Genomic DNA, 26,900 nt, shown 5'->3' with positions numbered 1-26,900 from the left:
CTCTTTTGTAGAATTGCGTTGTTGTCCCAACTCATAGCCTTTCGTCGAGGTCAGAAAATTCTACAGTTACAAAGACGCAATAACTCGTATTGAACTCTTGCCTTTCGCAAAAGATCGGTCAACTGTGCAATATTGAGAGACAAAAAACATTTAATGGAAGTAACGGACGCACCAGTCCGGCGGGGGAAGCATGCTTCAAGGTTGGATCGTAGTCCTTGTCGCTTTGGCATATATACTGCTCTTATTTGTTATCGCGAGCTACGGTGACAAAGTCGCAAAAACCCGCGTTAAGAAGACCAGAGGGCGGCCACTGATCTATGCCCTCTCGCTGTCGGTCTACTGTACATCATGGACATTTTTTGGATCTGTCGGATCTGCTTCCCGAAATGGTTTCGAGTTTATTGCCATCTACCTCGGCCCCATTTTGATGTTTGCTTTTGGTTACCCGTTGATCCTGCGGGTCATCCAGCTGGCAAAGGCGGAGAAGATCACTTCCGTTGCTGACTTCATTGCCGCCCGATATGGCAAGAACCCAATGGTTGGCGCGATCGTTACGCTTATCGCCTTCATCGGCATGATCCCTTACATCGCATTGCAGCTGAAAGCACTGGATCTTTCAGTGGGCACTATTGTGCTGCACCCGTTGCTGTCGCTGGATGATGCTGAGATCTCCATCTTTGGTGATGAAACACTGATGATCGCCATCTTCATGGCGGTGTTCACCTGGCTGTTTGGTACCCGCCATATTGATGCGACTGAACACCAGGAAGGCCTGATGCTTTCCATTGCGACTGAAGCGGTCGTCAAGTTGGTGGCCTTCCTCGCAATTGGTATCTGGGTCACCTTCATGCTCTTTGATGGCCCATGGGATCTGCTGCACGCTTCTTTTGCCAACACCAACAGCTCTCAGGATCTGTTCACGAACATCAATGCCAGCAAGTGGGCGGTGATCACGCTGCTCTCTTTATTCTCTATAGTTCTGCTGCCGCGCCAGTTCCATGTGACGGTGACTGAATACAACAGCGAAGCGGAATTGAAGCGGGCAACGTGGCTGTTTCCAAGCTACCTAATTGCTATCAACCTGTTTGTTGTTCCTATCGCTCTTGCCGGCTTGACCATTCTGGGCAACACAGTTGATCCGGACATGTTCGTGCTGGCCCTACCTCGTGCGTATGATGCTGACTGGCTGACCTTGCTTGTGTTCATCGGTGGCCTATCAGCCGCAACGGCCATGGTGATCGTGACCACTGTTGCGCTGTCGATTATGGTTTCCAACGATCTGGTGATGCCGATCATTCTGCGGCGACGCAGTGAAGATGAGATCATCTCCACCTCTGGTGAGGATATGAGCCAGTTGGTTCTGGGCATTCGGCGCATGTCCATCTTCCTCGTCATTCTGGGAAGCTATGTTTACTACCGCGTTGCCGGTGACAGTGCTGCTCTTTCCAGCATTGGTTTACTTTCGTTCGCAGCCATTGCGCAGTTTGCACCTTCTTTCATTGGTGGCCTGATCTGGCGCAGAGCGAATGCACGCGGAGCAATTGCGAGCATGATTGCTGGCTTCACAGTTTGGTTTTACACCTTGCTGCTGCCGGTATTTGCGCGGGAGAACATCTTTGGCGCCACCATTTTGAACAACGGCCCATTTGGCATTGAGATCCTCAAGCCAGAAGCGCTGCTTTATCTGGATGTAGATCCATTCGTTCATGGTGTGCTGTGGAGCCTTGTCGCCGGTCTTGTATTTTATGTGGTCTTCTCTTTGACCCGTCAGCCAACCGCCATTGAGCGCATTCAAGCGAATACTTTTGTGCCAACCGGTATCACGCAGGCCCCTGCTTTGCGGAAGCTGCGCACTACTATCACTGTAGGTGATCTTCAGGCGACCATCTCCCGCTATGTGGGCGAAGAACGGACGCAGCGCTCCTTTGATACGTATGCTGCTGAACACCGCATCACGATCGACAGCAAAGAAGAAGCCGATGCTGTCATTTTGAGGTTCTCCGAGCAATTGCTCGCCAGCGCGATCGGTTCAGCCTCTGCCCGCCTTGTTCTGTCTTTGCTGCTGAAGCGCCGTGATCCGGGTACTCAGGAAGCGATCAAACTGCTCGATGATGCGACTGAAGCCATTCAATACAACCGCGACCTTCTGCAGATCGCGTTGGATCAGGTTCGCCAGGGTATCTCCGTTTATGACAAGGATCTCCGCCTGATCTGCTGGAACCGGCAGTATCGTGAGATGCTGATGTTGCCCGCCAAGTTTGGTCAGGTGGGGACATCGCTTGAGGAGATGATCCGACATATCGCTGAAGCTGGTGAGTTTGGAGATGGCGACGTCGATGAAATCGTCGGCCTGCGCATGCACAACTTCATCAACCGACAGGAGACCTATCAGGAGCATCTGGTCAGCGCTGGTACGGTTCTGGAAGTGCGGACAAGCCCAATGCCCTACGGCGGCTTGGTGACCAGCTACACGGACATCACAGAGCGTGTACTGGCAGAAGAGGCTTTGGCACGGGCAAATGAGAACCTAGAGCAGCGTGTTCGGGACCGTACAGAAGAACTGACCAAGGTGAATGAGCAGTTGGAAGCAGCGAAGAAGACTGCGGAGCTAGCCTATCAGGACAAGACCCGCTTCCTCGCTTCTGCCAGCCACGACATTCTTCAACCGCTCAATGCTGCACGGCTCTATTCTTCCACCCTCACTGACCGTTTCACGGATGGCGATCCTGAGGACCGGAAGCTGGTAAGCAATATTGAGGCCTCTCTTGAGTCCGTGGAAGAGATCATCGGTGCTGTGCTGGATATCTCGCGGCTTGATACGCGGGCCTTCAAGCCTGAGATTTCAACTTTCCGTCTTGATGACATACTCAATCCGTTGCGGGTTGAGTTCACGCCAATAGCTAAAGAAAAAGGCCTGAAACTCAAGATCCGGAGTACAGATGTCTGTGTCCGCTCCGATCGTCGCCTGTTGCGCCGGTTGTTGCAGAACCTGATCTCCAACGGCCTGAAGTACTCTACGAAGGGCGGCGTTGTCGTTGGGGTTCGTAAGACGAAGAACAACATGGCCAACATCGAGGTCTATGATAGCGGCATCGGTATTCCGGAGAAACAGCAGGAGCTGATTTTCAAAGAATTCCGCCGTCTTGATGATGGGGCTCGCATTGCATCCGGCCTCGGCCTTGGCCTCTCCATTGTTGAGCGGATCAGCAAGGTGCTGGGTTTGAACGTTGCGCTCAAATCACAGGATGGCAAAGGCTCCCGCTTCTCTGTCGCCATTAAAGAAGCCATGAGTGTGCCGGTGGCTGAGAAGCAGGCACAGCCGCGGGCTATCGTCAGCCAGCTGGCAGGGCTTAATGTTCTGGCTATCGACAATGAACCGCAGATTCTGGAGGGCATGGAGTCGCTGCTGCGCACATGGAAGTGCAATGTGGTTACGGCTCCAAATGCGCAAGAAGCGGCTAAAGTGATCTACTCCAGCAAAACACAGCCAGACATCATTCTGGCGGATTACCATCTGGATCAGGGCACCGGCATTGAAGCAGTGGTGCATTTGCGCTGGAAGTTTGGTGTCCACTTCCCTGCTATGCTGATCACAGCTGACAGAACAGCTGAGGTCCGCGCGGAAGCAACTGACAAGGATATGGAGATGATCCATAAGCCGCTCAAGCCTGCCGTTCTTCGTGCCCATCTGATGCGCTGTAAAGCGGCGCTTGGGGATGGCTGATCAGCGATCGTTTCCATCATCAGCCCAACAAAAAAGGCGCTCCGGAGAGCGCCTTTTTTCGTAATTCATATCAAAGCCTGATCAGCCAGCAATACTTTGCCATTGACCAGCTTCAATCTTCGCCGCTGCGATCACTGCCTGCGTGCGGCTTTCAACGCCCAGCTTCTGCAAGATTGCAGAAACGTGTGCTTTGACAGTCGCTTCAGATACAGACAGTTCGTAGGCGATCTGCTTGTTCAGCAAACCTTGCGAAAGCATCATCAACACGCGCACCTGCTGCGGTGTCAGAGATGCAAGACGCTGAGCCATTTTGGTTGCTTCATCAACGGTGTTCAGGTCGATGTCCGGTGGAATCCAAACGCCTCCCTCCAGAACAACAGAAACACCATCCTGAATAACATCAATACCAAGTGACTTTGGAATATACCCGGACGCGCCAAACTCAATGGCACTGCGAATTGTGGTCGGATCTTCTGTTCCTGAAACGACGACAATTGGCACACCCACATATTGAGCACGCAAGTACATTAAACCAGAGAACCCTCGCATGCCCGGCATGGACAGATCCAGAAGGATCATGTCTACGTCTTCCTCCCGATCGAGAGCTGCGGTAACTTCATCAAGGCTCCCAGCCTCAATAATCTTTACCGACGCGAATTGCTTCTCGATTGTTTGACGCATTGCACCACGGAACAGCGGGTGGTCATCAGCGATAATAAAGCGGTGGACCGCGTTGTGCACGCTGTGCTCCTCCATTTCTTGTCGTGGACTGTTTCCAATGGTCTTCGATCCGTCTCATCGAAATACGATCATCAGACATACAGTTTTCGACGCCTCAGGAGCATGAGCGAGAATTTCGCAGCTCTCCCAAAACGCCACGATAGATTTTTCACAACCAGTGAACTCCGCAGAGTCTCATTGATCGCAACCCCCTATACAAAAGCATTATGCGAAACAAGGAGGTGCTGGCAAGCATGAAGTTGATTGTTTTCACCCATCTCATGCACTTTTACGACAAAACAACCAGTAATCATTAAGATATTGCAAGAAGGCATGCACAGATCTCAATAGTTGCGCCCAAAGTATGGGTCGCAAATTGTCGATGTTTTTCTGCTTTCAGTGCTTCGAGGATTGGGGATTAGTATTAGGTAGTAGAATTTTAGTCTAGCGGTTCGCTTTGGGCACTGTAGAGTATGTATACGTTGAGTAAGCATTACTGGAGGTGGGAGTGCGTACACCAAATAGAGTCGCCTATTGGACCAAAACTCGTGCGCTCATGGCCGCAACCCTCACACTCTGGCTCATCTTCTTCTGTCTGGCGATTTACTACGGCGCTCTATCTACGGGGCAAGGCGCATCCCAAGAGGCTTTGAATGGACTTTTTGGTTCTCTTTCAAACAGCTATGTATGGGGATGCATTCTGTTTTTTGTCGCCAGCATTCTGATCTCCTGGTTCTGCAGTGCACAAGATCGGCTTGATGAAGGCAGCACTGGCGCTTCCAAACGTCAGGGAGGCAAGTCATGAGTCTTTCAAGCCTTGATCCTCATCCGTCGCAATACAAAGGCATTCCGCTTGCACTTTCCCTATTTGCTCTGGCCCTGTTCCTACTGACAGGTCTCTTGGCCGTGATGGAGAAAGCTGGTGTTGTCGTGGTGCTGATCGAAGCACTGATGGCCCTGCTGCCTTTGCTGGTGTTTGCCATGGTTGGTATCCTTGCCAGAACCATGAAGCTCACTGAGTTTCACTGGGGTGGTAAAAATGTACCGGCAGGGCTGACCGGCATTACCTTGGCAGCTTGTTTTGTTGGTGGGAGTTTCTTTCCGCTATTTCTCTCCCTGATCTTCCTACCAGAGTATGTGAGCTTTCCAATCATTCTCGGGTGGGTGAGCAGTCTGGTTCTGTGCGCGGTCTTGTTTGCATCGCCGCTCAGAAAGTTTGGTTCTGCGACCATTCCTGAGTTTCTGGGTGTGCGCTTGCAAAGCAATCTGGTTCGATTGGTAGCAAGTGGATTACTTGTTCTGGTGGCTGTTCCTTTATTGTGTGCTGAAATGCTTATTGGGGGCCAAGTACTTGCCACCTCTCTTGGAGCAGCAGCAACAACCGGCATTCTCCTCTTTGCAGCTGTGCTGCTGATCTCAGTGGTCTTGGGTGGTGTCAGTGCCGCTGTGTGGACGCAGGCGCTACAGGGCGTGCTGATGGTGTTTGCCTGCTTTTCTCCTGTCATCCTGCTTGTTCTGGATCAGCTCACCGCTCCTCTCGTAGCGGAGGGGGCTGAGTTCACGAGTGTCGTTGGAACATCATTGAACACGCAACTCGCTGCGATTATCGATATCGAAAACACTAGGATTGGTTGGTTCCTGACCCAAGGCCCCTATGCAGGTGGCCTGTGGCCTTTGATCGGAACAGCGCTTTTCTTTGCTGTTGGAATGGCGAGCTTACCACATCTGCTCAGCAAGTTTCAGGGTACGGAGAGCTCATCGGATTCGAGGAGAGCTGCTGGATACTCCCTTTCTTTCCTCCTTCTATTGATGGTGATCGGCTCAGCCTACTTTCTGCTTCTGGCTGATGAACGACTGCAGAGTCTGCTTGGTCCCAATGCGCTTGATCAAGGCAGCCAGAGCGGTCTGATCGCAGCTTTGATCCGATCTGGCATTGTCGCAGCGGCACTGGCAACCAGTTCTGCTTTATTGATGGCTCTGTCCACCAGCATCTCCAGAGATTTGATTGAAACCTTTGCCTTGCCAAAAGCTTCATTGAGCCAGAAAATCGTGCTGGCGCGCCTAGTGGTGCTGGGTGTTTGTGCCTTTGTCACCTATCTCACCTACAGCGAAAGCCTACTCTTCCTGGATATGTTGGCTTTTGCGCTGTCACTTGCAGCCGCCACCTTCTTCCCAGTTCTGATCCTCTCATGTTGGTGGAGCCGCTTCCATGCGACCGCAGCTTACAGTGCAATGCTGGCAGGCAGTCTGGCGACTGTTCTTTATGCAATTGCAGTTAAGAGCGGATCGACAGGGTTCTGGTTTGGCTTCCCAGCGGAGATGGGCGGTTTGCTTGCTGCGTTTTTAAGTTTTGTGGTTGGCATTTCACTCAGTTACGTCACTTTTTCTGAAGATGAACGCCATTTTCATCTCGCAAGTTTGCTCGAGCAACCAAATGAACGAGATCTTACGATAGATATCCCTGAGAATTCTGACGATGATGAACCAGAAGAACTCATAGAGATTAAGACGTAATTTTCAGAAAGTTCTAATCAAACCATTACAACTACTGGGGCGCGTTTGCAGTCCATTTACGCCAATTCCAGTTTACAACTTGCGATAAGTCGAATTCAATAGAGCTGCGTTTATAGTTTATCTCCAATAGAAGCCTAGGAGAAACCTATGGACGCTTTACAACGTGCTGCCCGTGCCAGCGTTGCCCGTATTTGCGGATTTTACTGCCTTGGCGTGCTTTTCATTATGGCTGCGCTCAGCTTTGATCCGGCCAGTTCATTTCGCGCAGGCGCTATGCTTGCAATCGCTTTGAGTGCTGCTCTTGTTTACAAAGCCTGGAATATGCCATTCAACAAGAATGATGGCGATGATGCCTGGGCTCTGATCAAAAGCCAGGACAGCAGCAGCCAAGACCCCAACAGACTGCACAGCGATGCATTGCGTACGGCCTACCATGAGTATTCCAAGCGCGCGATGGTGGTTGCTTTGGGGCTTTGGTTTGTCAGCGTTGTTGCCAGTTTCTCAGACTGATCCGAAACTGGAGTTATGAGCCAAGATAATGCAGGGTCATTGAGCGTCTGTGTGGCGCTCTTCTATGCTCGATGAGATAAATACCCTGCCAGGTGCCCAGATCCAGATCCCCATCAACCACTGGAATTTGCAAGGAAACTCCAGTCAGCATGGTTTTGATGTGGGCGGGCATATCATCCGGGCCTTCATAGGAATGAAGCCAGCCACCATTTTCCGGCGCTACGTTTGCAAGGGCCTTTTGCAGGTCCTGCAAGACGGTTGGGTCGGCGTTTTCCTGTATGGTGACGGATGCAGAGGTGTGGCGGACAAACAAGGTGAGCAGGCCATCCTTGAGCTGGACTGACTTCGCCCACTCGCGGATCTCGTTGGTGACTTCATAAAAGCCGAGACCTTGTGTCATGAAGACCAGTCGTCCCATGGACTGGGAGAGTTGCGTCTGGCCACTGTCAATTGTCCAGACCTCGCAGCTATTCTTTGTTTTCGACCAACCCGACATGCTGGAAACCCATCCCCTTATTATTAGTTAATTAAGATCGTGTCGTTGTCATTGACGCGAGATTGCGCGACAACTTCTATAACAAACATATTGGCAACTGTTTATTGTCGCTTCCGGAGAAACTACATGGCTGAGAATTTCGCCCCTCTGTCGATAAGTCAAGAGGCTGCCGCAGAAGCAAAGGCATTTAACAAGGAAATGACAGAGCAGCTGAGAGCGCTCCCTGATCAATGGAGTTTTCCCCCTTCTGTTACCCGTGAGCGCCGCCTGCAAGGGCTGGGTGCCTTTCCGATCCCTACCTACTCCGAGAATGCAGAGGAGCTGGAGATTGAAGGACCACACGGGCCAATCTCTCTGCGCTTGTTCAGAGCTGACGAAAATTCATCAAAGGGCGTTATTGTTCATTTTCATGGTGGTGGATTTGTTTTTGGTTCGGCCGCTTTTCAGGATCCCTATCTCGAAGAGATGGCGACAAACACCGGATTAGACGTGGTTTCCGTTGAATATCGGCTTGCACCGGAGTGTCCTTTTCCGCAGGGGCCGGATGATTGTGAGGCGGCCTGTCATTGGATTTTGAATGAAGGGGCAAGCAGATTTGGATGGAGTAGCTTTGGCCTGACAGGGGAAAGCGCGGGGGCAACTCTGGCCCTGATAACAGCGCTACGACTGCGTGATAAACACGGTATGGTTCCCTTTAAAGCATTGGTTTTACTAGCAGGTTGGTATGATATCGGCCTGACGCCCTCTGCTCGTTTGTGGGGAAATGAAGTTCTGTTTCCAACCACGCGGGATATGCGGATGTTTGGAAAGCACTTTTTGATGGGAGAGGAAAGCCCAGAAGATCCTCAGATTTCCCCGCTCTATGCCCGGCTGGAAGGGATGCCGCCGACACTGCTAAGTGTAGGTACAGAAGATCCCCTACTGGATGATACTTGTTTTCTCGCGTTCAGGTTGAAATCGGCTGGAGTGGACGCCTCACTTGAGGTTTATCCCCATGGATGTCATGTTTTTCAAAGTTTTGATCTTGCTCTTGCCAAGCTGAGCACCCAAAGGATAGATAGTTTTTTTCGGACGAAATTCGGTTCGACCTGAGCTAATTGTTAATAATTAGTGGGGTATCGCAGTAGCGCTTATGGACCGAGGCTGCACAAAGGGTTGGATATGGCAAGCTTAGAAACACTTCTCTCGTTTGTGAATACATGGGAATGCGACGAGAACGACCATCTGAACGTGCAGTTTTACTTCTCCAAGTTTGAAGAAGCTGACCGTCAATTTAGAATGCTGACCGGATTTAGCGAAGCACTGGTTGGTGCGCGCCGGGTTCGGCATGTACGTTATCATGCAGAGTTGGTTGCTGCATCGTTGATTACAGTTAAGTCTTACGTGGCTTTCGATGGCCCTCACATGCTCTCCGTTGTGCATGAAATGATTGAAGGCTCAACCGGGGAAATCTGCGCGACCGCAATTGACGGCTACACGCCAAACCCTTCCTCTGCAAAGCAGCTTCGTGCTCGCTTTAAAGACGTTGAAGAGAACATCTCCAAGCCAGCGGTTCCACGTGGCATCTCTCCTAGCCCGTTTTCCGGTAAGCCGACCGTTGATGATTTGCTGAAGAGCGGTGCGATGATTACTGGTCGCTCTACTGTTCTGCCGCGTCATCTGAACGCTGAGCAGAAAGCGGAAGATGCATTTGCACTTTCCTGCTTCTCTGATGCTGCTGCCCATGTTTGGGAGCGGACGCCGATGAATACGGCGTGGTTGGATGAGAACGAGTATGGCCGTGTGGCTCTGGAGCAGAAGCTTTCCTGGATCAGCCCGTTGAAGCTGGGTGATATGGTGCAGGTGATTTCTACGCTGACCAGTGTGCAGGAAAACACGTTTACAATCCGCCATCATTTGTTTGAAGCGCGGACTAAGCGACTGGCTGCGGTGTGTGATCAGGTGTCCATCAGCATGGACCTGAACAGCCGTAAGACTGTTCCGCTGACTGAAGATTTCCGCTCTGCTCTGGTGGCATTGCAGAGCCAATAAGCTTTGTGATCAAGGAATTAGAAACCGCCTTCCTGTGAAGGCGGTTTTTTTATGCCCGCTCAGTTAGCAGAGCCGGACTGCTCATCTTTCTGAAAGTCGTCCTTCATTTCTTCGACGACAGAGAAGAAACGGCGCATTGCGTTTTCGGTAAACTCCAGAGCCTCATTGAGTTTTTGCTCTTCCTCTTTGCCGAACCAGCCTTCTTCCTGGGGTTTGGCGAGGGAGAGGTCTAGGCCGGTTTCGGGTTTGATGGCGGCGATGCTGGCATCTTCGGTCAAGATAGCAAGTGCTTCGGAGATACGTCTAAGTTCCTGACGCATCTTATCGTTTTCTGCTTCCAGACGGGTAATTTCGTCCTCATAGACTTTAATGCCGTCGATGGAGGGCTGGCAGACAAGTTTGTCGCCTTTGTTGGAGCATAGGGAAACTATCCCCGTGCGGGTGTCGAGCCGCAGCAGTCCGTTATCCGTCTCCTGCATTTCGAAGCGAACGGGGACTTCCGGCTCACTTTCAGCAAATGCGCTTGGTGCACCCATCGCAATTGCGAGGGCGAGAATTCCACTGGCCAGATAAGACTGTTTCACGACTTCTTCCCATCTCTGTTTCAAATCAATGAGTTAAGGTGTCAGATGCTTGCAGTGCCACACCTGCTGGCAGGTATGGCTTTCAGTTTAGCAGCAATCAGAGCGCCTTGACCATCCGATCAGACATAGGAGTGAAATGGGGACTACTCGAGGCTTTCGTAAGGGCCGCGTCCACTTTTCAACGCATCTTCCAGCAGTTCGAGACGATCCTGTCCCCAGAATGGCTCGGAGTTGAGCAGATAGGTTGGAGAACCGACGGCATTTGCTTTTTCTGCCATGCGGGAGTTGACGGTGTAGGCTTCCAGCATATCGGCGGATTTTGCCGCTTCGAGTAAGTTATCCGCATCAAGGCCAAGCTCTTTGAGGATATCAGAGAGGACGTTCTCCCCGGCAGCATCAAGGTCTTTTTGCCAGACGGCTTCGAACACTTTCTGGGAATAAGCACCAACTGGGCCGCCTTGCTCCTGCAGCAGAATTGCGATGGAGTCCGCCAGCGCGATGTCCGTTGGGAAATGGGCAGGTTTGTAATTCATTGTCACACCACGCTTTTCTGCCCAGCGCTGAAGCTCGATGAAGCGGTATTTCTGGCGGGCCGGATGGCGTTTACCCAGTGGCAGGCCACCGGTGAGCGGGAACAACACAGCAAGGTTGACCGGGCGAAAGGTCACGGTGACATCATACTTTTCCGCAATGCGCAGGAACTCCTGATGGCCCAGAAATGCCCATGGTGACAGGTGCGTGTAAAAGTAATCGATCTGTGCTGTCATGATTGTTCCCCACTGTATACAGTCGAGCTTATCCTGTTGCAAAAAAAGCCGGATTTCAATGGGTAAGCCCTGCACAAGCGTTCACAAAAACGCGCATTACGTATGAGGCCTGCAAATATCCGTTTGCACACTCCAAATCCCGTTTGCGTTCTTTTGTGCGTTGGTTTGCGTTCTTTATGGTTTTGGTGCGTTCAAATGCAAAAAAGCCCCCAAACCTGAAGGATGGGAGCTTCATTCTTCATTCCTGAGAGGAATTCAATCAGGCAGGCTCGTTCACGATGCTTGCGATTTTCCACTGGCCTTCGATGTTGATGAGCAGGTAGTGGCAGGTGAAATCGAAGATGGTTTCGCCTTCGTCATCTTCCTGCTGCCAGTCGAGGCTGACGCTCGCGGTGGAGCCAGAAATATGGGAGGAGACAACTTCGTAGATGGAAGAGGTCACATAATGCTCGCGGTGCACTTCGAGGAGCGCTTCGATGTTCTCGCAGAGTTCGGCTTTGTCATTGAAGACGTGGCCTTCTTCCAGCTGCCAGATCACGCATGGAAACGCGAAGCAATCCGCGATCTGCCCGGCGTCATAGTCCTCATAGGCATCTGCATAGCTATCAAACAACTCGGAGAGCATTAGTTCTGTTTCGTCCTGAACACTCATAGTGACTGCCCCTTTTCCCAGCTTATTGATGTGCCAGCATTTTTCACGTAGGTCGGGCTCTGAAGCCCGTTTTCCCTTATATGCCGTGGATAGGCCTTAGTTTGCCAGTCCTTTTTTCAGAAGGAAACAAAATTCATGGGTATTTTCCGCTTTTTATGCCCGTTCCCCAACCACATCACAGAATAAATCTCATGGTTTGACAGTCCTGAGTTGAGCAGTATCGATTTATCCCCCTCCCCGCGGGCTTGCGCTAAAGTAACTCTCCTTAAAACCTAACCGTTTGAGCTGCTTTAGCTGTTGTTTCACGCGTATCTTTATCCGAAAACCGGTGCCCACTTTTCGGAGATACACTGAATATGTTCTCGGTTTGCCCCATTTCTGATTGGCACATGTGGTCATTGGTGGCAAAGTGCGCTCAACTGTTTTCAGGATCGGACATTTCGTTGTTGGCAGATACCACTCACCTTCCTTCCGTCTTTACCAGCTGGTTTGACAGCCGTGGCTGGGCACCACGTGCACACCAGCTGGAATTGTTTGAGAAGGTGACCTCTGGCAATTCCGCGCTTTTGATCGCGCCCACTGGTGGCGGTAAGACCCTTGCGGGCTTTCTGCCCAGTCTGGTGGATCTGCACCAGCGCACGAAGGCAGAGAAGCGAAAGCCGGGGGCAGCTGCGTCCTCAGGCTCAGGCGGATTGCACACGCTTTATATGTCTCCCCTCAAAGCTCTGGCGACGGACATTCACCGGAACCTTGAAGTGCCGATTGAGGAGATGGGCCTTTCCATCAAGCTGGAGACCCGCTCTGGTGATACGCCAAGCCATAAGAAGCAGCGGCAGAAGCGTATTCCACCGGACATCTTGCTGACCACACCGGAGCAGATCTCACTTCTGCTGTCTGACAAGAACGCAGAGCGGCTGTTTGCTGATCTGCAGTATGTCATTCTGGATGAGCTGCATGAGTTGGTGACGTCCAAGCGCGGCGATCTGCTGGCATTGGCGTTGACCCGCTTGCGCAAGCTGGCGCCGAACCTGCGTTGTATCGGCCTTTCCGCAACCATTGCACATCCGAATGATCTGCGGGCGTATCTGGTGGAGCAACCGCTGTCGCAACAGGTTCACCACGCGGAGATTGTGCAGGCCAAGGGTGGGGCCAAGCCGCATATCAGCATTTTGGAGACGCAGGAGCGTTTACCGTGGTCCGGCCATTCCTGCATTTACGCCCTGCCGGAGATTTATGAGGAGATCAAAGCCCACAACACCACACTGGTGTTCGTGAACACGCGCTCTCAGGCTGAGCGGTTGTTTCAGGAGCTTTGGCGCATCAATGAAGAGACGCTGCCGATTGCTCTTCACCACGGCTCGCTGGATGTGGGCCAACGCCGCAAGGTGGAAGCGCATATGGCGGCAGGTCAGCTGAAGGCGGTTGTCTGTACCTCCTCGCTGGATCTGGGCATCGACTGGGGTGACATCGATCTGGTGATCAATGTGGGTGCACCCAAGGGTGCCAGCCGTCTGGCACAGCGCATTGGCCGTGCCAATCACCGTATGAATGAGGCGTCCAAGGCGATCCTCGTGCCGTCCAACCGGTTTGAGGTGCTTGAGTGTCAAGCAGCGCTGGAAGCTTCAGAGGCTGGAGAGCAGGATACCCCTCCCCTTCGTCAGGGCGGGCTGGATGTTCTGGCCCAGCACATCATGTGCGTTGCCTGTGCAGCTCCCTTTGAGCCTGAAAAGCTCTATGAGGAAGTGATCAGCAGCCAGTCCTACCGCTATCTGGACTATGATCTTTTTGTGAAGGCCGTGGAATTTGTGGCCACTGGTGGTTATGCGCTGAAGGCTTATGACAGATATGCCAAGCTGCGCCCGACCAAGGAGGGGCTGTTTCGCGTTTCTCACCCTCAGTTTGCCCAGCAGTACCGGCTCAACTCCGGCACCATTTTAGATGCGGCCACGCTTAAAGTGCGGCAGGTGAAGCCACGTGGCCCCAACAGCAAACGCCCCTTGGGATTTGGCGGCAAGATGCTGGGTGAGATTGAAGAGTGGTTCATTGAGCAGCTCGCGGTGGGTGATACATTCGTGTTTGCCGGGCAAGTGCTGAAGTTTGAAGGCCTTAAGGAAAGTGAGGCCTATGTATCTCGCAGTTCCTCACAGGATCCGAAGATCCCCAGCTATCAAGGGGGCAAATTCCCTCTCAGTACTTATCTAGCTGAAGGCGTTCGACATTTTGCCTCTGATCCTAACACTTGGTCATCTTTGCCCGGTCAGGTTCGCGAATGGTTGGAGCTACAAAAAGATAAATCACAGTTACCAGATTATGAACGTCTACTGGTAGAGACCTTTCCGCGGAACGATAAACACTATCTGGTGTGCTATCCGTTTGAAGGCAGATTGGCTCACCAAACGCTTGGTATGCTGCTGACACGCCGCCTTGAGCGCGCTGGCCTGCACCCGCTGGGGTTTGTGGCCACGGAGTACTCTCTGGCCCTTTGGGGTCTGCGAGATATGGGGCTGGCGATTAAGAGCGGGCGCCTGCGGCTGGATGAGCTGTTTGAAGAAGATATGCTTGGAGACGACCTTGAAGCGTGGCTTGCTGAAAGTAGTTTGATGAAACGTACCTTTAGAAATTGTGCCATGATCTCTGGTCTTGTGGAAAGACGCCACCCCGGTAAAGAGAAAACCGGGCGGCAGATAACTATAAATACGGATCTTATTTATAACGTACTGCACGAACACGAACCCGATCATTTGCTTTTACAAGCAACATGGACGGATGCAGCAACAGGACTTCTGGATATCTCTCGTTTAGGTCACTTTCTTTCTCGTATCGACAAAAGAATCACGCATAGTGCTTTGGGTCGTGTTTCCCCATTGGCTGTTCCGGTTCTTCTTGAGATTGGTAAAGAGCCTATATTCGGAAGTGCGACTGAGGCGCTGCTGGCGGATGCAGCGGATGATTTGATACTGGAGGCCCAATTGTGAGACTTAACAGTCAGTTGCAGCCACGAGTAGAACCGAGTTATCGTCAACCTATTCCTGTATGCCATGACTTGTCTCTCGCAAGAGAACTTGTTGGCCTTCACGACAGTGGAGCCCTGTGGTGGCCAGAAGAACGGACCCTCGTGGTCTCGGATCTTCACTTGGAAAAAGCAGCTAGTATTGCCAAGAGTAAGGGGCTTATGTTGCCCCCTTATGACACGGCTGCCACGCTGGAAAAGCTGGCAGCTCTGATCGATCTGTTCAATCCTAGCCGTGTCATCTGTCTGGGTGACAGCTTCCATGACAGCGAAAGCTCCGAGCGCATGCCTGCGGCCTATCTTGCCATGCTGGCAACCATGCAGCTGGGGCGTGAGTGGATCTGGATCACCGGCAACCACGACCCTGAGATTGCCAGCCACATTTGTGGTGAGCGCTATGAGGAACTGTCCATCAGTTCCCTCAGCTTCCGCCATGAGCCCAAGGAAGGCGCTGAGCGTGGCGAGATTTGCGGACACCTGCATCCGGCAGCCAAAGTGCGCCGCATGGGTCGCACCATTCGCAGAGCCTGTTTTGCAACCAATGGCAACCGCCTTGTGCTGCCAGCCTTTGGTGCCCTGACGGGTGGCCTGAATGTGATGGACACAGCCTTTACTGACGTATTTGCGCAGAAGCGGTTCTCGGTGTTCATGCTGGGCAACGGGCGATTGTTCCCGTTCACGGCTTCCAAGCTGTTAAGCGACTAACAAAAAAGGCCCTTCTGAGTTGAGGGCCTTTTCTTTTATCTGCTTTTCTTAAGCGCTCTAGCCTTTGTTTTTGCGTATCTTTATCTGAAAACCGGTGGCCACTTTTCAGCGATACGCCTTAGTCTTTCTTGAAGATTACGCCTGCGATCCAGCCGGTGAACAGGGCCAGAATGATGGCCAGCGCGCCGTAGACGGCTGGGTATTGGCGAGACAGGTTGAAGGTCACCTGCTCAAAGCCGATCTTGGCCACGGTCAGCACTTGCTCCTGACTGTCCAGTAGCACGCCCCCACTGAAGAGGAAGGTTGTTACCTTGTAGTCGCCTGTCGGAATGGTGGCTGGCAGGTCAACCGTGGTTGAGAACAGCGTCGGGCTCAGGAAGTTGATGGACTTGGACATCTGCGAATAAAGGCCGTGCTGCACGCGGTCGCGCAGGAAGGCTTCCTTAAACGCCTTACGCTCAGTGGCCGGAGCACGGGTGCCCAGGGCTGCGAGCGGCAGGTTTTCCAATCCGATGCGGTATTGCTTGAGCCAGTCTTCAGAGGCGATGTTGCGCAGGTCATCTGTGGCGTGAACAGCGTAGAAGCTAGGCACGGCGATATACGTCTGCGAGGTGGCATTGATCCAGAGGCCGAGGATACGATCCTTGCGCCAGGTGGTGACACGCTCCAGCGGACCTTCTACGACCACCACCACATCCTGATTGCCGGTTCTGGAGACGGTTTCTGCGTCTCTGGCGATCTCTCCGTAGACGAGGATCTGCGTTCCGGTGAAGTTGGAGGTGATGGCCACGCGGGAAGAGGAGACGGCTGAGACGAGCTTCTCAGCGAGGGCTGGCGCGGCAGCAGAGAATGCGATCAGCGTGACGGTCAGCAGTGTGGTCAGGGATTGGAGTGCGAGCCTCATTTGACTGGCTCCTCAATCACGCTGACGGAGTACAGGTCTTCCGGTTCCACAACAAGGTTGAACGCAAAGCGCAGGCCGACAAGCAGCACCAGCAGGCCGAGGCCAAGGCGCAGATGTTCGCCGCGCATGCCCTGCCCCACCTGAGCGCCGAACTGGGCGCCGATGACGCCACCGATCATGAGCGTTAGTGCGAGCACGATGTCCACGGACTGGGTGTTGATGGCATGCAGGAAGGTTGCCACGGCCATGGTGGCGAGGATCTGCAGCAGGGACGTGCCGATCACGATGTTCGCTGGTACGCGCAGCAGATAGATGAGCGCAGGCACCATCATGAAGCCGCCGCCGATGCCGAGGACGGAACCGAGGAACCCGATGGAGCTGCCGATGCCGAAGATCGGAATGACGCTCACATAGAGTTTGGAACGACGGAAACGGACTTTGAATGGCAGGCCATGAACCCAGTTGTGTTGCCCCGGTCTGCGTCCGGCGGGTTCCTTGCCGCTCTTGCGGCGCATGATGGCCTTCATGGATTCACCCAGCATCAGCACACCGATGGTGCCGAGGAAGGTGACGTAGGCCAGTGAAATCACCAGATCCAGCTGCCCAAGTCTTTGCAGGATGCCGAAGATCCAGACACCGAGGGCCGAGCCGATCACACCGGAACACAGGAGGACACCTGCCAGTTTGAAGTCGATGCCCGCTTTGCGCCAGTAGGACAGAACGCCGGATGCAGAGCTGGCGACGATCTGTGTGGTGACGGTTGCAACGGAGACTGCTGGCGGAATTCCGGAGAAGATGAGCAGCGGTGTGAGGAGGAAGCCGCCCCCAATGCCAAACAGCCCTGAGAGGAACCCGACGGTTCCGCCCATGGCGAAAATCATGAAGACATTAATCGGCAGTTCTGCGATGGGTAGATAGATCTGCAAAATGGCACCGCGGGTAACACAGGTGACCTGACAGCGCGCCCCGAGTCACCATTTATCCAACAACATTGTAGAGTGTTAAGCGCCATTCCAGACGCTCTGTCAATCTACGCGGAGCAGCAAGTGCAAATCTAACCAGAAATCCCCTAGTAACGCTAAATTATATGGTCTGAGAGGCCAGTGCCGTCATCAGGCGCTGGTCCGGTTCACCCGTTGCTTCCATTCCTAAACGAGCCTGCAAGCTTTTGATTGCACGGCGCGTGTTTGGTCCCATTACACCATCCGGGTTGCCTGGATCGTACCCCATGTTCAGCAGCGCCTGCTGCATCTTCTTCACAGTGGGAGAACCCGCCTGTGAAACGGTGGTTTTCGGCTTGCCGGACCATTCGGTCGGGATCACAACTTTGTTCGCAGCAGGGTCGACCGGCTTCATCTGATAGGTCGCGACGGCTTCCAGTGCTTCTGCATGCTGGCGCTTGGTGAGGTTGGCGGCAACTTCATCACGCTTGCCAGCTGCATCCTCGTCTCCCTGCAGGGCAGCGAGTGCGAACCACTTGTAGCTTTCGACCAGATCCTGCTCCATGCCGAGGCCACGGGCTGCCAGGATTGCCAGGTTGAACTTGCTGTCTGCTACGCCATGGTCCGCTGCGATGCGGAACCATTTGACGGCGGATGTGTAGTCAGGCTCACCATCAATGCCCTCCACGAAGAGCACGGCCAGATTGTGCATGGCTTTGATGTTGCCCTGAGCTGCGGCCAGTGAGTACCAATCGCGAGCCTGAGCCAGATCTTTCACAACACCGCGGCCCTTCTCGTAGAAGCTGCCCAGACGATACTGCGCAGGGGCCAGACCTTGTGCGGCGGACTTGCGGTACCATTCAGCGGCGGAACCGAGGTTTGCCGGAACCAGATTGCCTTCGGTGTAGCGACGCGCCACTTCAAACTGCGCGGCAGCATCACCGGAGACGGCTGCGGAACGCAGGTCCATCGGACCGATGGCGTATGGCAGATCGTAGGCGGACTGGTTTGGCGCAACCTGCTGGATTGGCGGCTGCGGGATGATTGGCGTCACGTGCTCACCAAAGCTCGTCGCCGATGCTTGCGGAGAAGTGGGAACGCTCGCAGTGGTGATTGGGTCAGCGGCAACTTCCGGCGCAACCTTTTGGGTTGGCTGGGCGTTTCCAGCTGCCGGGCCAATATCCGTTGCCTGACCGAAGACCAGTTCCTTGGTTGGTTCGGACGGCGCTGTGGCGGAGCCGGACTGCCAGATGCTTGTGGAGCTGACAGGTGACGGTAACTCTGTTTCTGATGGCACACCTGTTGCGCTGCTCAGAACGTCAGGTGCTGCCACCGCATCAACGCCACCGCTCAGCAGAGAGGTGTTGTCTTTGCCTGGCATTTCCGCGTTTGGCGCCATGATGCTTGGCGGTGTTTCAGAACCGGCAGTGTCCACGCCATCAGTGCTGGAGAAGACGCCGGATTTGAACACCTGGAAAGCGCCGATGGTCAGAACAATTGCAGCAGCGGCCAGCATGATCGCGCGGCGGCGGCTGGATTTGCTTTCCTTCTTCTTGCCTTTGGCTGGCTTTTCAGCTTTGCCCAGCTCAACTGGCTCTGCGGACAGATTGATTGGTTCTTTAACAGCCGTTTCTGTCTCAGGAACCATATCTTCTGCGCTTAGAGAGATCGGCTCTTCAGCGACCTGAAGCTTGCTGAGAACCTGAGCGGTTGCGGCTGCCTTTTTGGCGCGCAGGCTTTCAGGCACCTCAACATTTTTGGTGCGGTTTGGGCTGATGTAATCCCGCAGGCGACGTGCCCGCTCCGGTGCTTTACTCTTGCCGGATGCTGGCTTAGCGTCTTCCTTCTTCGCTTCTTTTGCTTCCTTAGCAGCTGCTTTGGCGGCCCGGCGTGCAGCGGCGATGAAGTCTGCCTTGCGGTTGCGTGGTTCTTCCGGCTCAGAGGCTACAGCTGACTGTGCAGCCGTATTGCCTTTGCGGCCCATGTTGAAGGCGCCCAGAATGCTGCTGATCTGCTTGTCGCCAACCAGCTTCTGGTGTTCCTCGGAAATCTCAGTGTCGCCAATGGCGGCGCGGATGCTTTCCAAATTTTCCAGGCGGTTGGAGATGGTGCCCAGAACATCGCGCACGTCTTGCAGCGCATGCTGGTCTACATCGCCCTTCTGGCCGGAAGCTTCCAGCAGGGATTGCAGGTCAAGACGAAGAGCGGAGATTGCTGCTTCAACAGCTTCGCCCTGATGCTCGCCGTTACCAAGTGCCAGATTGTCAGTGGCCGCTTTTACAGCGTCCTGAGCGATCTGCTGGGCCTTGTCCACCATGTCGGTGTGCAGGCCTTTGAGTTCCTGTTCAATATTGCCGATGGAACCGAACTGGCTCTGTGACATATCCAGTTTATGGGACAAGTCCGCGATCTGCTGTTCCAGACGGTCAATTTCAACGTCAGAAGATAGGCCAGATGGGCTGGAGATGGTTGCTGCCAGATCCTGCAGCTGAGCTTCGATATCGCCATTGGTTGCCAGCGCGCCAATGTGGCCGCGCAGTTCTGCGATCTCGGCGCGGATCATGGACAGAGCTTTGTCAGAAGACCCGCCATGGGCGCTGTCTTCCACCATTTGGGTTAGCGTCATCACACGCTGTTCAAGACGGGCGAGCGCTGCGCTTTCGTTCTCGTTCAAAGCAACTTCGAAGGAGGTGTCAGCGAGGCGAACCTCAATGTCATCCACCTTGTTGCAAAGGTGATCGAGACGGCCTTCGATGGATGTGAACGCCTGATCAAAGCCGGTTGAAGTTTCCGGGCTGCGCTCCATGCGGTCCAGCTGCTGACCAATGTTGGACAGACGCTCTTCCAGACGGTTCAGCTGATCACTGTTGCTAGCGTTTTCCGGGCCTTCAGCCAGAATGTTGGAGATGGAGTCCAGTCGGCCATGCAGGCGGTCGATCACTTCACCATCCGGCATGCGTGTTTCAACGCTGCTGAGGCGGGACTGAATATCGCGCTGGATAGCGGAGAAATGGTCCAGCTCATCCATGCGTGCAGTCAGGAAGCGGATGCGTTGATCCACATCATGGATCATGCGACCGGAGTCCAGGCGGTCAATAACTTTTCTGAGCTGTGCTACTTCTTCGCGCACAACTTCAAGGCCAGCAGTACCGGAGCGGTGCAGAACATCTTCCAGACGATCGCCCATGGAGGACAAACGGTTTTCAAGCGAGTTGAGCTGGTCCACACGTGGGAGCTGGCGGATTTGTGTTTCCACTTCTGCCATGCGCTGAGACAGGCTTTCATAAATCGCCGGGTCAACGTTCTTTTCTGCCAGTTCCTGCAGGCGGGACTGGATGGAGGCATGGGCCATGCCCAGAGCGTTGAGGCTGTCTTCGATGTCAGACCGAGACAGAGACGCCTTCATCTGCTCCAGCTCGTGGCGCAGTTCCTTAAGCAGCAGGCCATTGCCTTCCTCATCGCGCAGACGGCCGATGATTTCTGAAAGCTGTGCGCGATTGTCGGAGGTCCGATCCATCATCTCATCGCGCAGGCTGTTGAGCTGGGTTTGCATACCGTCATGAAGCATTTCAAAACGTGCTTCGTCCGGCTCACGCATGTTGTCGAGCTGTTCGGCCAAATGCTTGAAGTGGCCGTCGATCATTGTGTTGAGCTCGGAATACTCCGCAGATTTTTCCGGCTGTTGCATGGCAGGTTGCGGCGCGTGCTGCGGCTGCACACCATGAGGTGCCCCAGCGGTGTTGAAGCGCGGCTCCATCTGGGTCACAGGCGGGCGGCTAAAGTCTTGCGTAGCGGGTGCCCAGGACGGCTCTTGCGGTGCTGGCTCAGGCTGGCGAACAGATGCATTGCTTTCAGCCTTGGACGGCATGCCCTTCCCTTTTTCATTCTCGTTATGAGCAAGGGAGTTGAGGCGCTCGTCCAGAGCGTTCAGTGCATCCAGAACAGAGCTGATGCGCTTGACCTTGGAATTTTCTGCGGTTGGTGCCTCTTCCTGCTTTGCGGTTGGGGCAGCCCATTCCATCTTCTCCTGTGGAGACGGAGATGGTGTGTAGGCAGATGGCTGCTCAGAGCGCATTGGCATAGGAGCAGGTTCGGCGTACGGCTCAGCAGGATGGCGCGGCGCATAAGCGTCGCCCATCTCTGGCGCAGGGCGCATGGCAGGCTGCTCGTTGCGGCGCATGACTGGCGGGCGCGGATGTGACAGCGGATCACGGGAGATACCAGCGCGCGCATACAGGTGCTGATCCACGGACGGATCATACTGGTCTTTGTAGGCATGCGGGCTGGTGGACTGGTCCAGTCCAGATCTCAGATCAGAGCGGTGCCACGGATCGCGCGGGCGCGGATTGTGTGCGTGTGGCTGTGGCTGTGGTTCGCCATAGCCACGGGACGGACGGCCTTGTTCTGCATGCATCAGGCGGCTTAATGCCTGAGCCACTTCATTCATCGCCTCTTCCTGAGAGGTTGGCTGAGGTTGCCCGTAGGGTTGCTGGCTCGCGCCACCATACTCGTCAGCATATGGAGAGTGGGTCGCATGCCTTGCTGCTGCAGGATTTCGTTGCGCCATTCCACTTTCCTCCAACCACTTAATGTGGTCTGCATCCAGCCCTTCACCAAAGGACGTGTCTGAAGCGGATTTTCCAAATTCTGGTTTATTCCAAGACATGCCTGAAGGGCCCCATAAAACTGTCCGGTCCCGCGCGGTGTCCTGTTCACTTGCCCTAATCCAAATTTTTCAATCAACGTCAACTGCCTTACGCAGTGCATGAATAGGTCAAGGAACGAATCACTTTGCGGTTTTGCACCGGTCTCAAAACTCGTGGGACTATTTTTTTACTCGTTAGGGTAAATAGTGGGTTAATAGGTCGAATTCTGCGTGAAGAGCCCTTAAGGAATGTGAATTATGGCTGTTATCGGGCAGATACCATGCATTTTTAGGGGTTACGGAACCAACTCATGAAAATAATTCGTGTTCCGATTTACCCGAATTAAGGGTTATCAAGCGGCTTCTGCTAGACCTACGTGTTCCTGCCAATGTATAAACTTGATAGAAATTGCGCGGTGCATCATTTAGCATGTACTCATGTACACATGTCGCGGGTTACCGGCAGTGTCGCGGAAGCAAAAAAGAACAGGTCAAGCAGATGAGCGAAGCCCTACATATCAATGAGATGATTGTTGATGTTGTTGCCAATGAGCTGGGTAAGGGAAAGAAGACCCAGTTTTCAATTGGTGATCTGGCAAAAGAATTTGATGTTACACTCCGCACTCTTCGGTTTTACGAGGATAAGGGACTCCTGAATCCTAAGCGTGACGGGCTTAATCGTATTTATAACCGTCGGGATCGCGCACGCCTGAAGCTGGTTTTGATGGGCAAGCGGGTCGGTTTTTCGCTCTCCGAAATTCGCGATATGCTGGACCTTTATGATCTGCGCGACGGTCAGGTCACGCAGCTGGAGGTCGCTCTTGGACGGTTCCAGGAACAGATTAAAGTTCTGGAAGGCCAGCGCGCCAATATCGATGAAGCGATTGAAGATCTGCAGCGCACCGTGACGATTGTCGAAGGTATGCTGCGAGAGAAAAAGAGCTGATTTTTCAAGCTCGAACAGGTGGGGCACACACCCCACCTTTTTTGTTTGGCAGCTCTGTTTCAGCGCTTCGATATATTCCCAGAGAATACATTCAATAAAATTCAGCTATTGAAACTCTCTCGTGCTTGTGCTGTTTCTTAATTTAATTGTTATCCAAGCCATAATCTCGCAAAATGCTCGCCACGCGTATGCGATACTTCTGGAAATATTCGTTTTTTCCCTTCCGCTGTGCTTCCTGATGCTTTTCCTGAGCACGCCAGCGCAGCACGGCCTCTTCATCCTCGAAAAATGACAGTGATAAAATTTTCTCAGGATTGGTGAGGCTCTGAAAGCGCTCCACGGAGATAAAGCCCGGGATTTTCTCCAGTTCCGGCTTAATGGAGGCGGCCATGTCCAGATAGCTGGCTTTGTGGTCTGCGAAGGGCTCAACTTCAAAGATAACGGCAATCATGCTGGGAACTTTCATTGATTAGAATGGCGATCAAGGCTTGGCATGTGGAGCAGATGCCAGAGTGAGAAAGGTTCTGTCTTCTTTCAGGATGAACTTCTCTCTCATTGCGAACTCATAGTTTTCGCGCCCCAGCGGGTCTTTGGCAAGGGTGGCTCTGTACTCTTCGTAGTGAGCAAGGCTTTGCACATTGTAGATGCCATAGGCTAGTGTGGTGGAGCCCTCATGAGGAGCATAATAGCCGATCAGATCTGCACCGCAGCGTGGGATCGCCTGCCCCCAATTGCGGGCATACTGTTGAAACTCCTGGCGTTTTGCCGGGTCAATCTCATAGCGGATGATACATGTAAGCATCACAGGTCTCCGGTTCGTTTTAGTGATACTGAAGGTGTAGCAAGGCGAAATGCGGTGTTGTTTCGATCGTGATCGAACTATCACTTCTTTGTGTGTGCTATAGTCCGGAGACTGTTTCACGAATGGAGCCGCACATGAAAGAAGGACCAAACATTGCCGGGATCGCCGCGCTGATTGGAGATCCGGCACGGGCAAACATGTTGCAGGCTCTGATGACTGGCGTTGCCCTCACCGCCAGTGAGCTAGCCCAGGAGGCTGGTGTGACACCACAAACCTCCAGCTTTCACCTGAGCCGTCTGGCCGAGGCCGGGCTGGTGAGCCTGCGCAAACAGGGGCGGCACAAGTATTACAGTTTGGCGGACGGTGATGTGGCAGCTCTGCTGGAGGCCATGAGCGGAATTGCCATGCGCACCGGGATGACGCGCGTGCGCACCGGCCCCAAGGAACCTGCCCTGCGTAAAGCACGGGTTTGCTACAACCATCTGGCGGGTGAGTATGGTGTGCAGGCTTATGACAGCTTGTTGGCGCGGGATTTCCTCGTGGAGGATGGCGAGCAGCTACACTTGACGGGTGACGGGCGCTCGTTCTTAACCGAGCTGGGCGTGGTGCTTCCTGAGAAGGAGACAAAACGTCGGCCTTTGTGCAAATCCTGTCTGGATTGGAGTGCGCGACGCTCGCATCTGGCGGGGATTGCGGGCACTTCCCTGCTCTCGTTCTTTCTGGATCAAGGTTGGGCCAAGCGTGTTGAGGGCAGTCGTATCATCGAGTTTTCCAGAGACGGCGATTCTCGCTTTCACGCCATATTTTCCCTTTAAAATTGAAGGGCAGACAAAGGTTACCCGTCACTTTCATAGTGCTAGAGGCAAGGCACACTGAGATTTCACAGGGAAGTTATCAGGTGGGAACCCGCAGGATTCCGCGGATACGTACCTGCCCCTAAGAAATTACACTTGGGTATAACTTGCCGCAGGCGCGAGGGCGCTCTATATTCCGAAACAAGTTGACGTTTACGCAAACGTTAAAGCCATGCCTCTAGGGTTGGTCGGAAGGAAAAATTGAGATGCCGAGTTATAGTGCTCCCGTTGAAGATACCCTCTTTTTGCTCAAGGACGTTTTGGGCTACGAGAAACATTCCAACTTGCCAGGGTTCGCCGAGGCAACGCCGGATCTTGTTGAAGCTATCCTGAAAGAAGGCGCAAAGTTCTCTGAAGAGATCGTGCAGCCACTGAACCAGAGCGGCGACAAGATTGGCTGTACCCGCCATGATGATGGAACCGTGACAACACCTCCAGGCTTCAAAGAGGCTTACCAGTCTTACGTGGAAGCTGGCTGGGGCGGTCTGTCCATTCCAGAGCAGTACGGCGGACAGGGCATGCCTGCGACCCTTTCTGTTATTCTGAATGAGTACCTGTGTTCCGCAAACCAGGCGTTTGCGATGTACCCTGGCCTGACCGCCGGTGCGATGGCAGCTCTGCTTGTTCATGCAAACGACGAAATTAAAAACACCTACCTGCCGAAGATGGTGACTGGTGAGTGGACAGGTACTATGAACCTGACCGAACCACACTGCGGTACCGACCTTGGCATGCTGCGCACAAAAGCAGCACCACAGGGCGATGGCAGCTACAAGATTTCCGGCACTAAGATCTTCATCTCCGCTGGTGATCAGGACCTTTCCGAGAACATTGTCCACCTTGTTCTGGCACGTATCGAAGGTGCCCCAGAAGGCACCAAGGGTATTTCCCTGTTCGTCGTGCCGAAGAAGAAGCTGGATGCGGACGGAAATCCGGGTGAGATGAACGGTGTGTCCGTTGGTTCCATCGAAGAGAAGATGGGCATCCACGGCAACGCGACCTGTGTCATGAACTATGATGAGTCCGTGGGCTATCTCGTTGGGGAAGAGAACAAAGGCCTGCGTGCGATGTTCGTCATGATGAACGAAGCACGCCTTGGCGTTGGTATTCAGGGTCTGGCTCAGTCTGAAGTGGCTTACCAGAACGCTGTGACCTACGCGAAGGACCGTATTCAGGGACGCTCGCTGACCGGACCTAAAAATCCGGAAAAACAAGCTGATCCAATCATCGTTCACCCGGATGTCCGCCGTGTGCTGATGACCATTCGTTCCTTCAACGAAGCAGCACGTGCGCTTTACATGTGGACCTCTCTGCATGGTGACGTGTCCCACCTGTCTCAGGATGATGCTGAAAAGCAGGCATCTGACGACATCATGGGTCTGCTGACACCTGTTGTTAAAGGCGTCCTGACTGACAAGGGCTTTGACAACACCGTTATGGCTCAGCAGCTTTATGGTGGTCACGGCTACATTCAGGAATGGGGTATGGAGCAGTTCGTTCGCGACGCTCGTATCGCCATGATCTATGAAGGTGCTAACGGTGTTCAGGCGCTTGACCTTGTAGGCCGTAAGCTGCCAGCAAACGGCGGTCGTGCAATCCAGGCATGGTTCAAGGAAGTCGGCGCGTTCATTAAAGAACACGAAGGCGACGAAGAGCTTGGCGTTTACATGAAGGGTCTGAAGCAGTCCCTGAAAGACCTGCAGGCCGCGACCATGTGGTTCATGCAGAACGCTATGAAGAACCCGGATGATGCGGGTGCCGGTTCTACCGATTACATGCACCTGTTTGGTCTGGTGGCTCTTGGTTACATGTGGACCAAGATCGCGATTGCTGCGAACCGCAAGATCAAGGACGGTGCGAACGGTCAGGAAGACTGGCTGAAAACCAAGCTGACCCTTGGCACTTTCTTCATGGAACGCGTGATGCCTGAATCTTCAGCGCATCTGGCACGCATCTCCACTGGCTCTGAAACCATGATGAGCCTGGACGCGGAAGCGTTCTAATCACTTTATCGCAATTCGAGAGCCCGGGATCTTTCTTGGGCTCTTGTCCTGCCCTATTCTCGATCTGATATATTAAACTGACAGATTTTAGG

General features: G+C 53.5%; 21 protein-coding genes. 11 read left to right on the top strand and 10 right to left on the bottom strand.

Annotated features, from left to right (window positions below; all coding sequences use genetic code 11):
• The first annotated feature begins 190 nt into the window (after nt 1-190).
• Complete coding sequence (locus AC3CB2_RS01915) at nt 191-3,724, top strand: PAS domain-containing hybrid sensor histidine kinase/response regulator (RefSeq protein WP_352931235.1); 3,534 nt, start codon at nt 191-193, stop codon at nt 3,722-3,724.
• Between the two features lie 81 nt (nt 3,725-3,805).
• Here the strand turns inward: AC3CB2_RS01915 and AC3CB2_RS01910 are convergent, their stop codons facing one another.
• The gene (locus tag AC3CB2_RS01910; RefSeq protein ID WP_014284470.1) at nt 3,806-4,480 is read right to left on the bottom strand and encodes a response regulator; all 675 of its coding nucleotides are present in this window, start codon (nt 4,478-4,480) and stop codon (nt 3,806-3,808) included.
• A gap of 472 nt (nt 4,481-4,952) precedes the next feature.
• Here AC3CB2_RS01910 and AC3CB2_RS01905 point away from each other — a divergent pair, with 472 nt between their 5' ends.
• The 3 genes from AC3CB2_RS01905 (at nt 4,953) to AC3CB2_RS01895 (ending at nt 7,468) form a co-directional block, all read left to right on the top strand.
• The gene (locus AC3CB2_RS01905; protein ID WP_352931237.1) at nt 4,953-5,249 is read left to right on the top strand and encodes a hypothetical protein; all 297 of its coding nucleotides are present in this window, start codon (nt 4,953-4,955) and stop codon (nt 5,247-5,249) included.
• On the top strand, nt 5,246-6,958 hold the full coding sequence (locus AC3CB2_RS01900; protein ID WP_352931239.1) for a sodium:solute symporter family transporter: 1,713 nt from the start codon (nt 5,246-5,248) through the stop codon (nt 6,956-6,958). Before AC3CB2_RS01905 ends, AC3CB2_RS01900 begins: the two co-directional genes overlap by 4 nt.
• Before the next feature lie 147 nt (nt 6,959-7,105).
• Nucleotides 7,106-7,468, top strand: a complete 363-nt coding sequence (locus AC3CB2_RS01895; protein ID WP_054783136.1) for a hypothetical protein — start codon at nt 7,106-7,108, stop codon at nt 7,466-7,468.
• Between the two features lie 13 nt (nt 7,469-7,481).
• On the opposite strand, the gene AC3CB2_RS01890 is transcribed toward AC3CB2_RS01895, so the two are convergent.
• Complete coding sequence (locus AC3CB2_RS01890) at nt 7,482-7,886, bottom strand: secondary thiamine-phosphate synthase enzyme YjbQ (RefSeq protein ID WP_014284466.1); 405 nt, start codon at nt 7,884-7,886, stop codon at nt 7,482-7,484.
• Nucleotides 7,887-8,090: 204 nt separating this feature from the next.
• Between AC3CB2_RS01890 and AC3CB2_RS01885 the strand changes: the two genes are divergently transcribed.
• Together AC3CB2_RS01885 and AC3CB2_RS01880 are read left to right on the top strand one after the other, a co-directional pair.
• Complete coding sequence (locus AC3CB2_RS01885) at nt 8,091-9,056, top strand: alpha/beta hydrolase (protein ID WP_352931242.1); 966 nt, start codon at nt 8,091-8,093, stop codon at nt 9,054-9,056.
• A gap of 69 nt (nt 9,057-9,125) precedes the next feature.
• Nucleotides 9,126-9,995 carry an acyl-CoA thioesterase gene (locus AC3CB2_RS01880; protein WP_352931244.1) on the top strand — a complete coding sequence of 290 codons (870 nt, stop codon included), beginning with the start codon at nt 9,126-9,128 and terminating at the stop codon, nt 9,993-9,995.
• 59 nt (nt 9,996-10,054) lie between these two features.
• Here the strand turns inward: AC3CB2_RS01880 and AC3CB2_RS01875 are convergent, their stop codons facing one another.
• The 3 genes from AC3CB2_RS01875 to AC3CB2_RS01865 all read right to left on the bottom strand — a co-directional run bounded on the left by AC3CB2_RS01875 (nt 10,055) and on the right by AC3CB2_RS01865 (nt 11,998).
• Nucleotides 10,055-10,579: a hypothetical protein gene (locus tag AC3CB2_RS01875; protein WP_352931246.1), complete on the bottom strand. Its 525-nt coding sequence runs from the start codon at nt 10,577-10,579 to the stop codon at nt 10,055-10,057.
• Between the two features lie 143 nt (nt 10,580-10,722).
• Nucleotides 10,723-11,346: a 2-hydroxychromene-2-carboxylate isomerase gene (locus tag AC3CB2_RS01870; RefSeq protein ID WP_352931248.1), complete on the bottom strand. Its 624-nt coding sequence runs from the start codon at nt 11,344-11,346 to the stop codon at nt 10,723-10,725.
• Nucleotides 11,347-11,605: 259 nt separating this feature from the next.
• On the bottom strand, nt 11,606-11,998 hold the full coding sequence (locus AC3CB2_RS01865) for a DUF6841 family protein (RefSeq protein WP_008549914.1): 393 nt from the start codon (nt 11,996-11,998) through the stop codon (nt 11,606-11,608).
• A gap of 446 nt (nt 11,999-12,444) precedes the next feature.
• Between AC3CB2_RS01865 and AC3CB2_RS01860 the strand changes: the two genes are divergently transcribed.
• Both AC3CB2_RS01860 and pdeM read left to right on the top strand, forming a co-directional pair.
• Nucleotides 12,445-14,973 (top strand): ligase-associated DNA damage response DEXH box helicase, encoded by a 2,529-nt coding sequence (locus AC3CB2_RS01860; RefSeq protein ID WP_352931250.1) that lies wholly within the window; start codon nt 12,445-12,447, stop codon nt 14,971-14,973.
• A gap of 68 nt (nt 14,974-15,041) precedes the next feature.
• Entirely contained in the window at nt 15,042-15,713 is a 672-nt protein-coding gene (gene pdeM, locus AC3CB2_RS01855; RefSeq protein ID WP_014284459.1) for a ligase-associated DNA damage response endonuclease PdeM, read from the top strand.
• 118 nt (nt 15,714-15,831) lie between these two features.
• On the opposite strand, the gene AC3CB2_RS01850 is transcribed toward pdeM, so the two are convergent.
• From AC3CB2_RS01850 to AC3CB2_RS01840, 3 genes are all read right to left on the bottom strand, one after another.
• On the bottom strand, nt 15,832-16,617 hold the full coding sequence (locus AC3CB2_RS01850; RefSeq protein WP_352931252.1) for a TIGR02186 family protein: 786 nt from the start codon (nt 16,615-16,617) through the stop codon (nt 15,832-15,834).
• Nucleotides 16,614-17,543 carry a sulfite exporter TauE/SafE family protein gene (locus AC3CB2_RS01845; RefSeq protein WP_008549954.1) on the bottom strand — a complete coding sequence of 310 codons (930 nt, stop codon included), beginning with the start codon at nt 17,541-17,543 and terminating at the stop codon, nt 16,614-16,616. Before AC3CB2_RS01845 ends, AC3CB2_RS01850 begins: the two co-directional genes overlap by 4 nt.
• Nucleotides 17,544-17,700: 157 nt before the next feature.
• Nucleotides 17,701-22,224 carry a peptidoglycan-binding protein gene (locus tag AC3CB2_RS01840; protein ID WP_352931254.1) on the bottom strand — a complete coding sequence of 1,508 codons (4,524 nt, stop codon included), beginning with the start codon at nt 22,222-22,224 and terminating at the stop codon, nt 17,701-17,703.
• Between the two features lie 478 nt (nt 22,225-22,702).
• Here AC3CB2_RS01840 and AC3CB2_RS01835 point away from each other — a divergent pair, with 478 nt between their 5' ends.
• A complete protein-coding gene (locus tag AC3CB2_RS01835) occupies nt 22,703-23,149 on the top strand; it encodes a MerR family transcriptional regulator (RefSeq protein ID WP_008549503.1) in 447 nt (148 codons plus the stop codon).
• 142 nt (nt 23,150-23,291) lie between these two features.
• On the opposite strand, the gene AC3CB2_RS01830 is transcribed toward AC3CB2_RS01835, so the two are convergent.
• Both AC3CB2_RS01830 and AC3CB2_RS01825 read right to left on the bottom strand, forming a co-directional pair.
• Entirely contained in the window at nt 23,292-23,600 is a 309-nt protein-coding gene (locus AC3CB2_RS01830) for an antibiotic biosynthesis monooxygenase family protein (RefSeq protein ID WP_054783130.1), read from the bottom strand.
• A 30-nt stretch (nt 23,601-23,630) separates the two neighbouring features.
• Nucleotides 23,631-23,951, bottom strand: a complete 321-nt coding sequence (locus tag AC3CB2_RS01825; protein WP_352931256.1) for an NIPSNAP family protein — start codon at nt 23,949-23,951, stop codon at nt 23,631-23,633.
• A gap of 134 nt (nt 23,952-24,085) precedes the next feature.
• On the opposite strand from AC3CB2_RS01825, the gene AC3CB2_RS01820 reads away from it, so the two are divergent.
• Both AC3CB2_RS01820 and AC3CB2_RS01815 read left to right on the top strand, forming a co-directional pair.
• Nucleotides 24,086-24,766, top strand: a complete 681-nt coding sequence (locus AC3CB2_RS01820; RefSeq protein WP_352931258.1) for an ArsR/SmtB family transcription factor — start codon at nt 24,086-24,088, stop codon at nt 24,764-24,766.
• Nucleotides 24,767-25,011: 245 nt separating this feature from the next.
• On the top strand, nt 25,012-26,808 hold the full coding sequence (locus tag AC3CB2_RS01815) for an acyl-CoA dehydrogenase C-terminal domain-containing protein (protein WP_008549911.1): 1,797 nt from the start codon (nt 25,012-25,014) through the stop codon (nt 26,806-26,808).
• Nucleotides 26,809-26,900 lie beyond the last annotated feature (92 nt).

The sequence above is a fragment of the Pseudovibrio sp. SCP20 genome (assembly GCF_057774105.1).
The sequence above is the reverse complement of the archived record's forward strand: the minus strand, read 5'-3'. Positions and strand labels throughout refer to the sequence as shown.

Coding starts and splice junctions, on each gene's coding strand:
- AC3CB2_RS01915 (WP_352931235.1), top strand. CDS start 191: ATGCTTCAAGGTTGGATCGTAGTCCTTGTCGCTTTGGCATATATACTG.
- AC3CB2_RS01910 (WP_014284470.1), bottom strand. CDS start 4,480: ATGGAGGAGCACAGCGTGCACAACGCGGTCCACCGCTTTATTATCGCT.
- AC3CB2_RS01900 (WP_352931239.1), top strand. CDS start 5,246: ATGAGTCTTTCAAGCCTTGATCCTCATCCGTCGCAATACAAAGGCATT.
- AC3CB2_RS01895 (WP_054783136.1), top strand. CDS start 7,106: ATGGACGCTTTACAACGTGCTGCCCGTGCCAGCGTTGCCCGTATTTGC.
- AC3CB2_RS01890 (WP_014284466.1), bottom strand. CDS start 7,886: ATGGGACGACTGGTCTTCATGACACAAGGTCTCGGCTTTTATGAAGTC.
- AC3CB2_RS01885 (WP_352931242.1), top strand. CDS start 8,091: ATGGCTGAGAATTTCGCCCCTCTGTCGATAAGTCAAGAGGCTGCCGCA.
- AC3CB2_RS01880 (WP_352931244.1), top strand. CDS start 9,126: ATGGCAAGCTTAGAAACACTTCTCTCGTTTGTGAATACATGGGAATGC.
- AC3CB2_RS01870 (WP_352931248.1), bottom strand. CDS start 11,346: ATGACAGCACAGATCGATTACTTTTACACGCACCTGTCACCATGGGCA.
- AC3CB2_RS01865 (WP_008549914.1), bottom strand. CDS start 11,998: ATGAGTGTTCAGGACGAAACAGAACTAATGCTCTCCGAGTTGTTTGAT.
- AC3CB2_RS01850 (WP_352931252.1), bottom strand. CDS start 16,617: ATGAGGCTCGCACTCCAATCCCTGACCACACTGCTGACCGTCACGCTG.
- AC3CB2_RS01840 (WP_352931254.1), bottom strand. CDS start 22,224: ATGTCTTGGAATAAACCAGAATTTGGAAAATCCGCTTCAGACACGTCC.
- AC3CB2_RS01835 (WP_008549503.1), top strand. CDS start 22,703: ATGAGCGAAGCCCTACATATCAATGAGATGATTGTTGATGTTGTTGCC.
- AC3CB2_RS01830 (WP_054783130.1), bottom strand. CDS start 23,600: ATGATTGCCGTTATCTTTGAAGTTGAGCCCTTCGCAGACCACAAAGCC.
- AC3CB2_RS01825 (WP_352931256.1), bottom strand. CDS start 23,951: ATGCTTACATGTATCATCCGCTATGAGATTGACCCGGCAAAACGCCAG.
- AC3CB2_RS01820 (WP_352931258.1), top strand. CDS start 24,086: ATGAAAGAAGGACCAAACATTGCCGGGATCGCCGCGCTGATTGGAGAT.
- AC3CB2_RS01815 (WP_008549911.1), top strand. CDS start 25,012: ATGCCGAGTTATAGTGCTCCCGTTGAAGATACCCTCTTTTTGCTCAAG.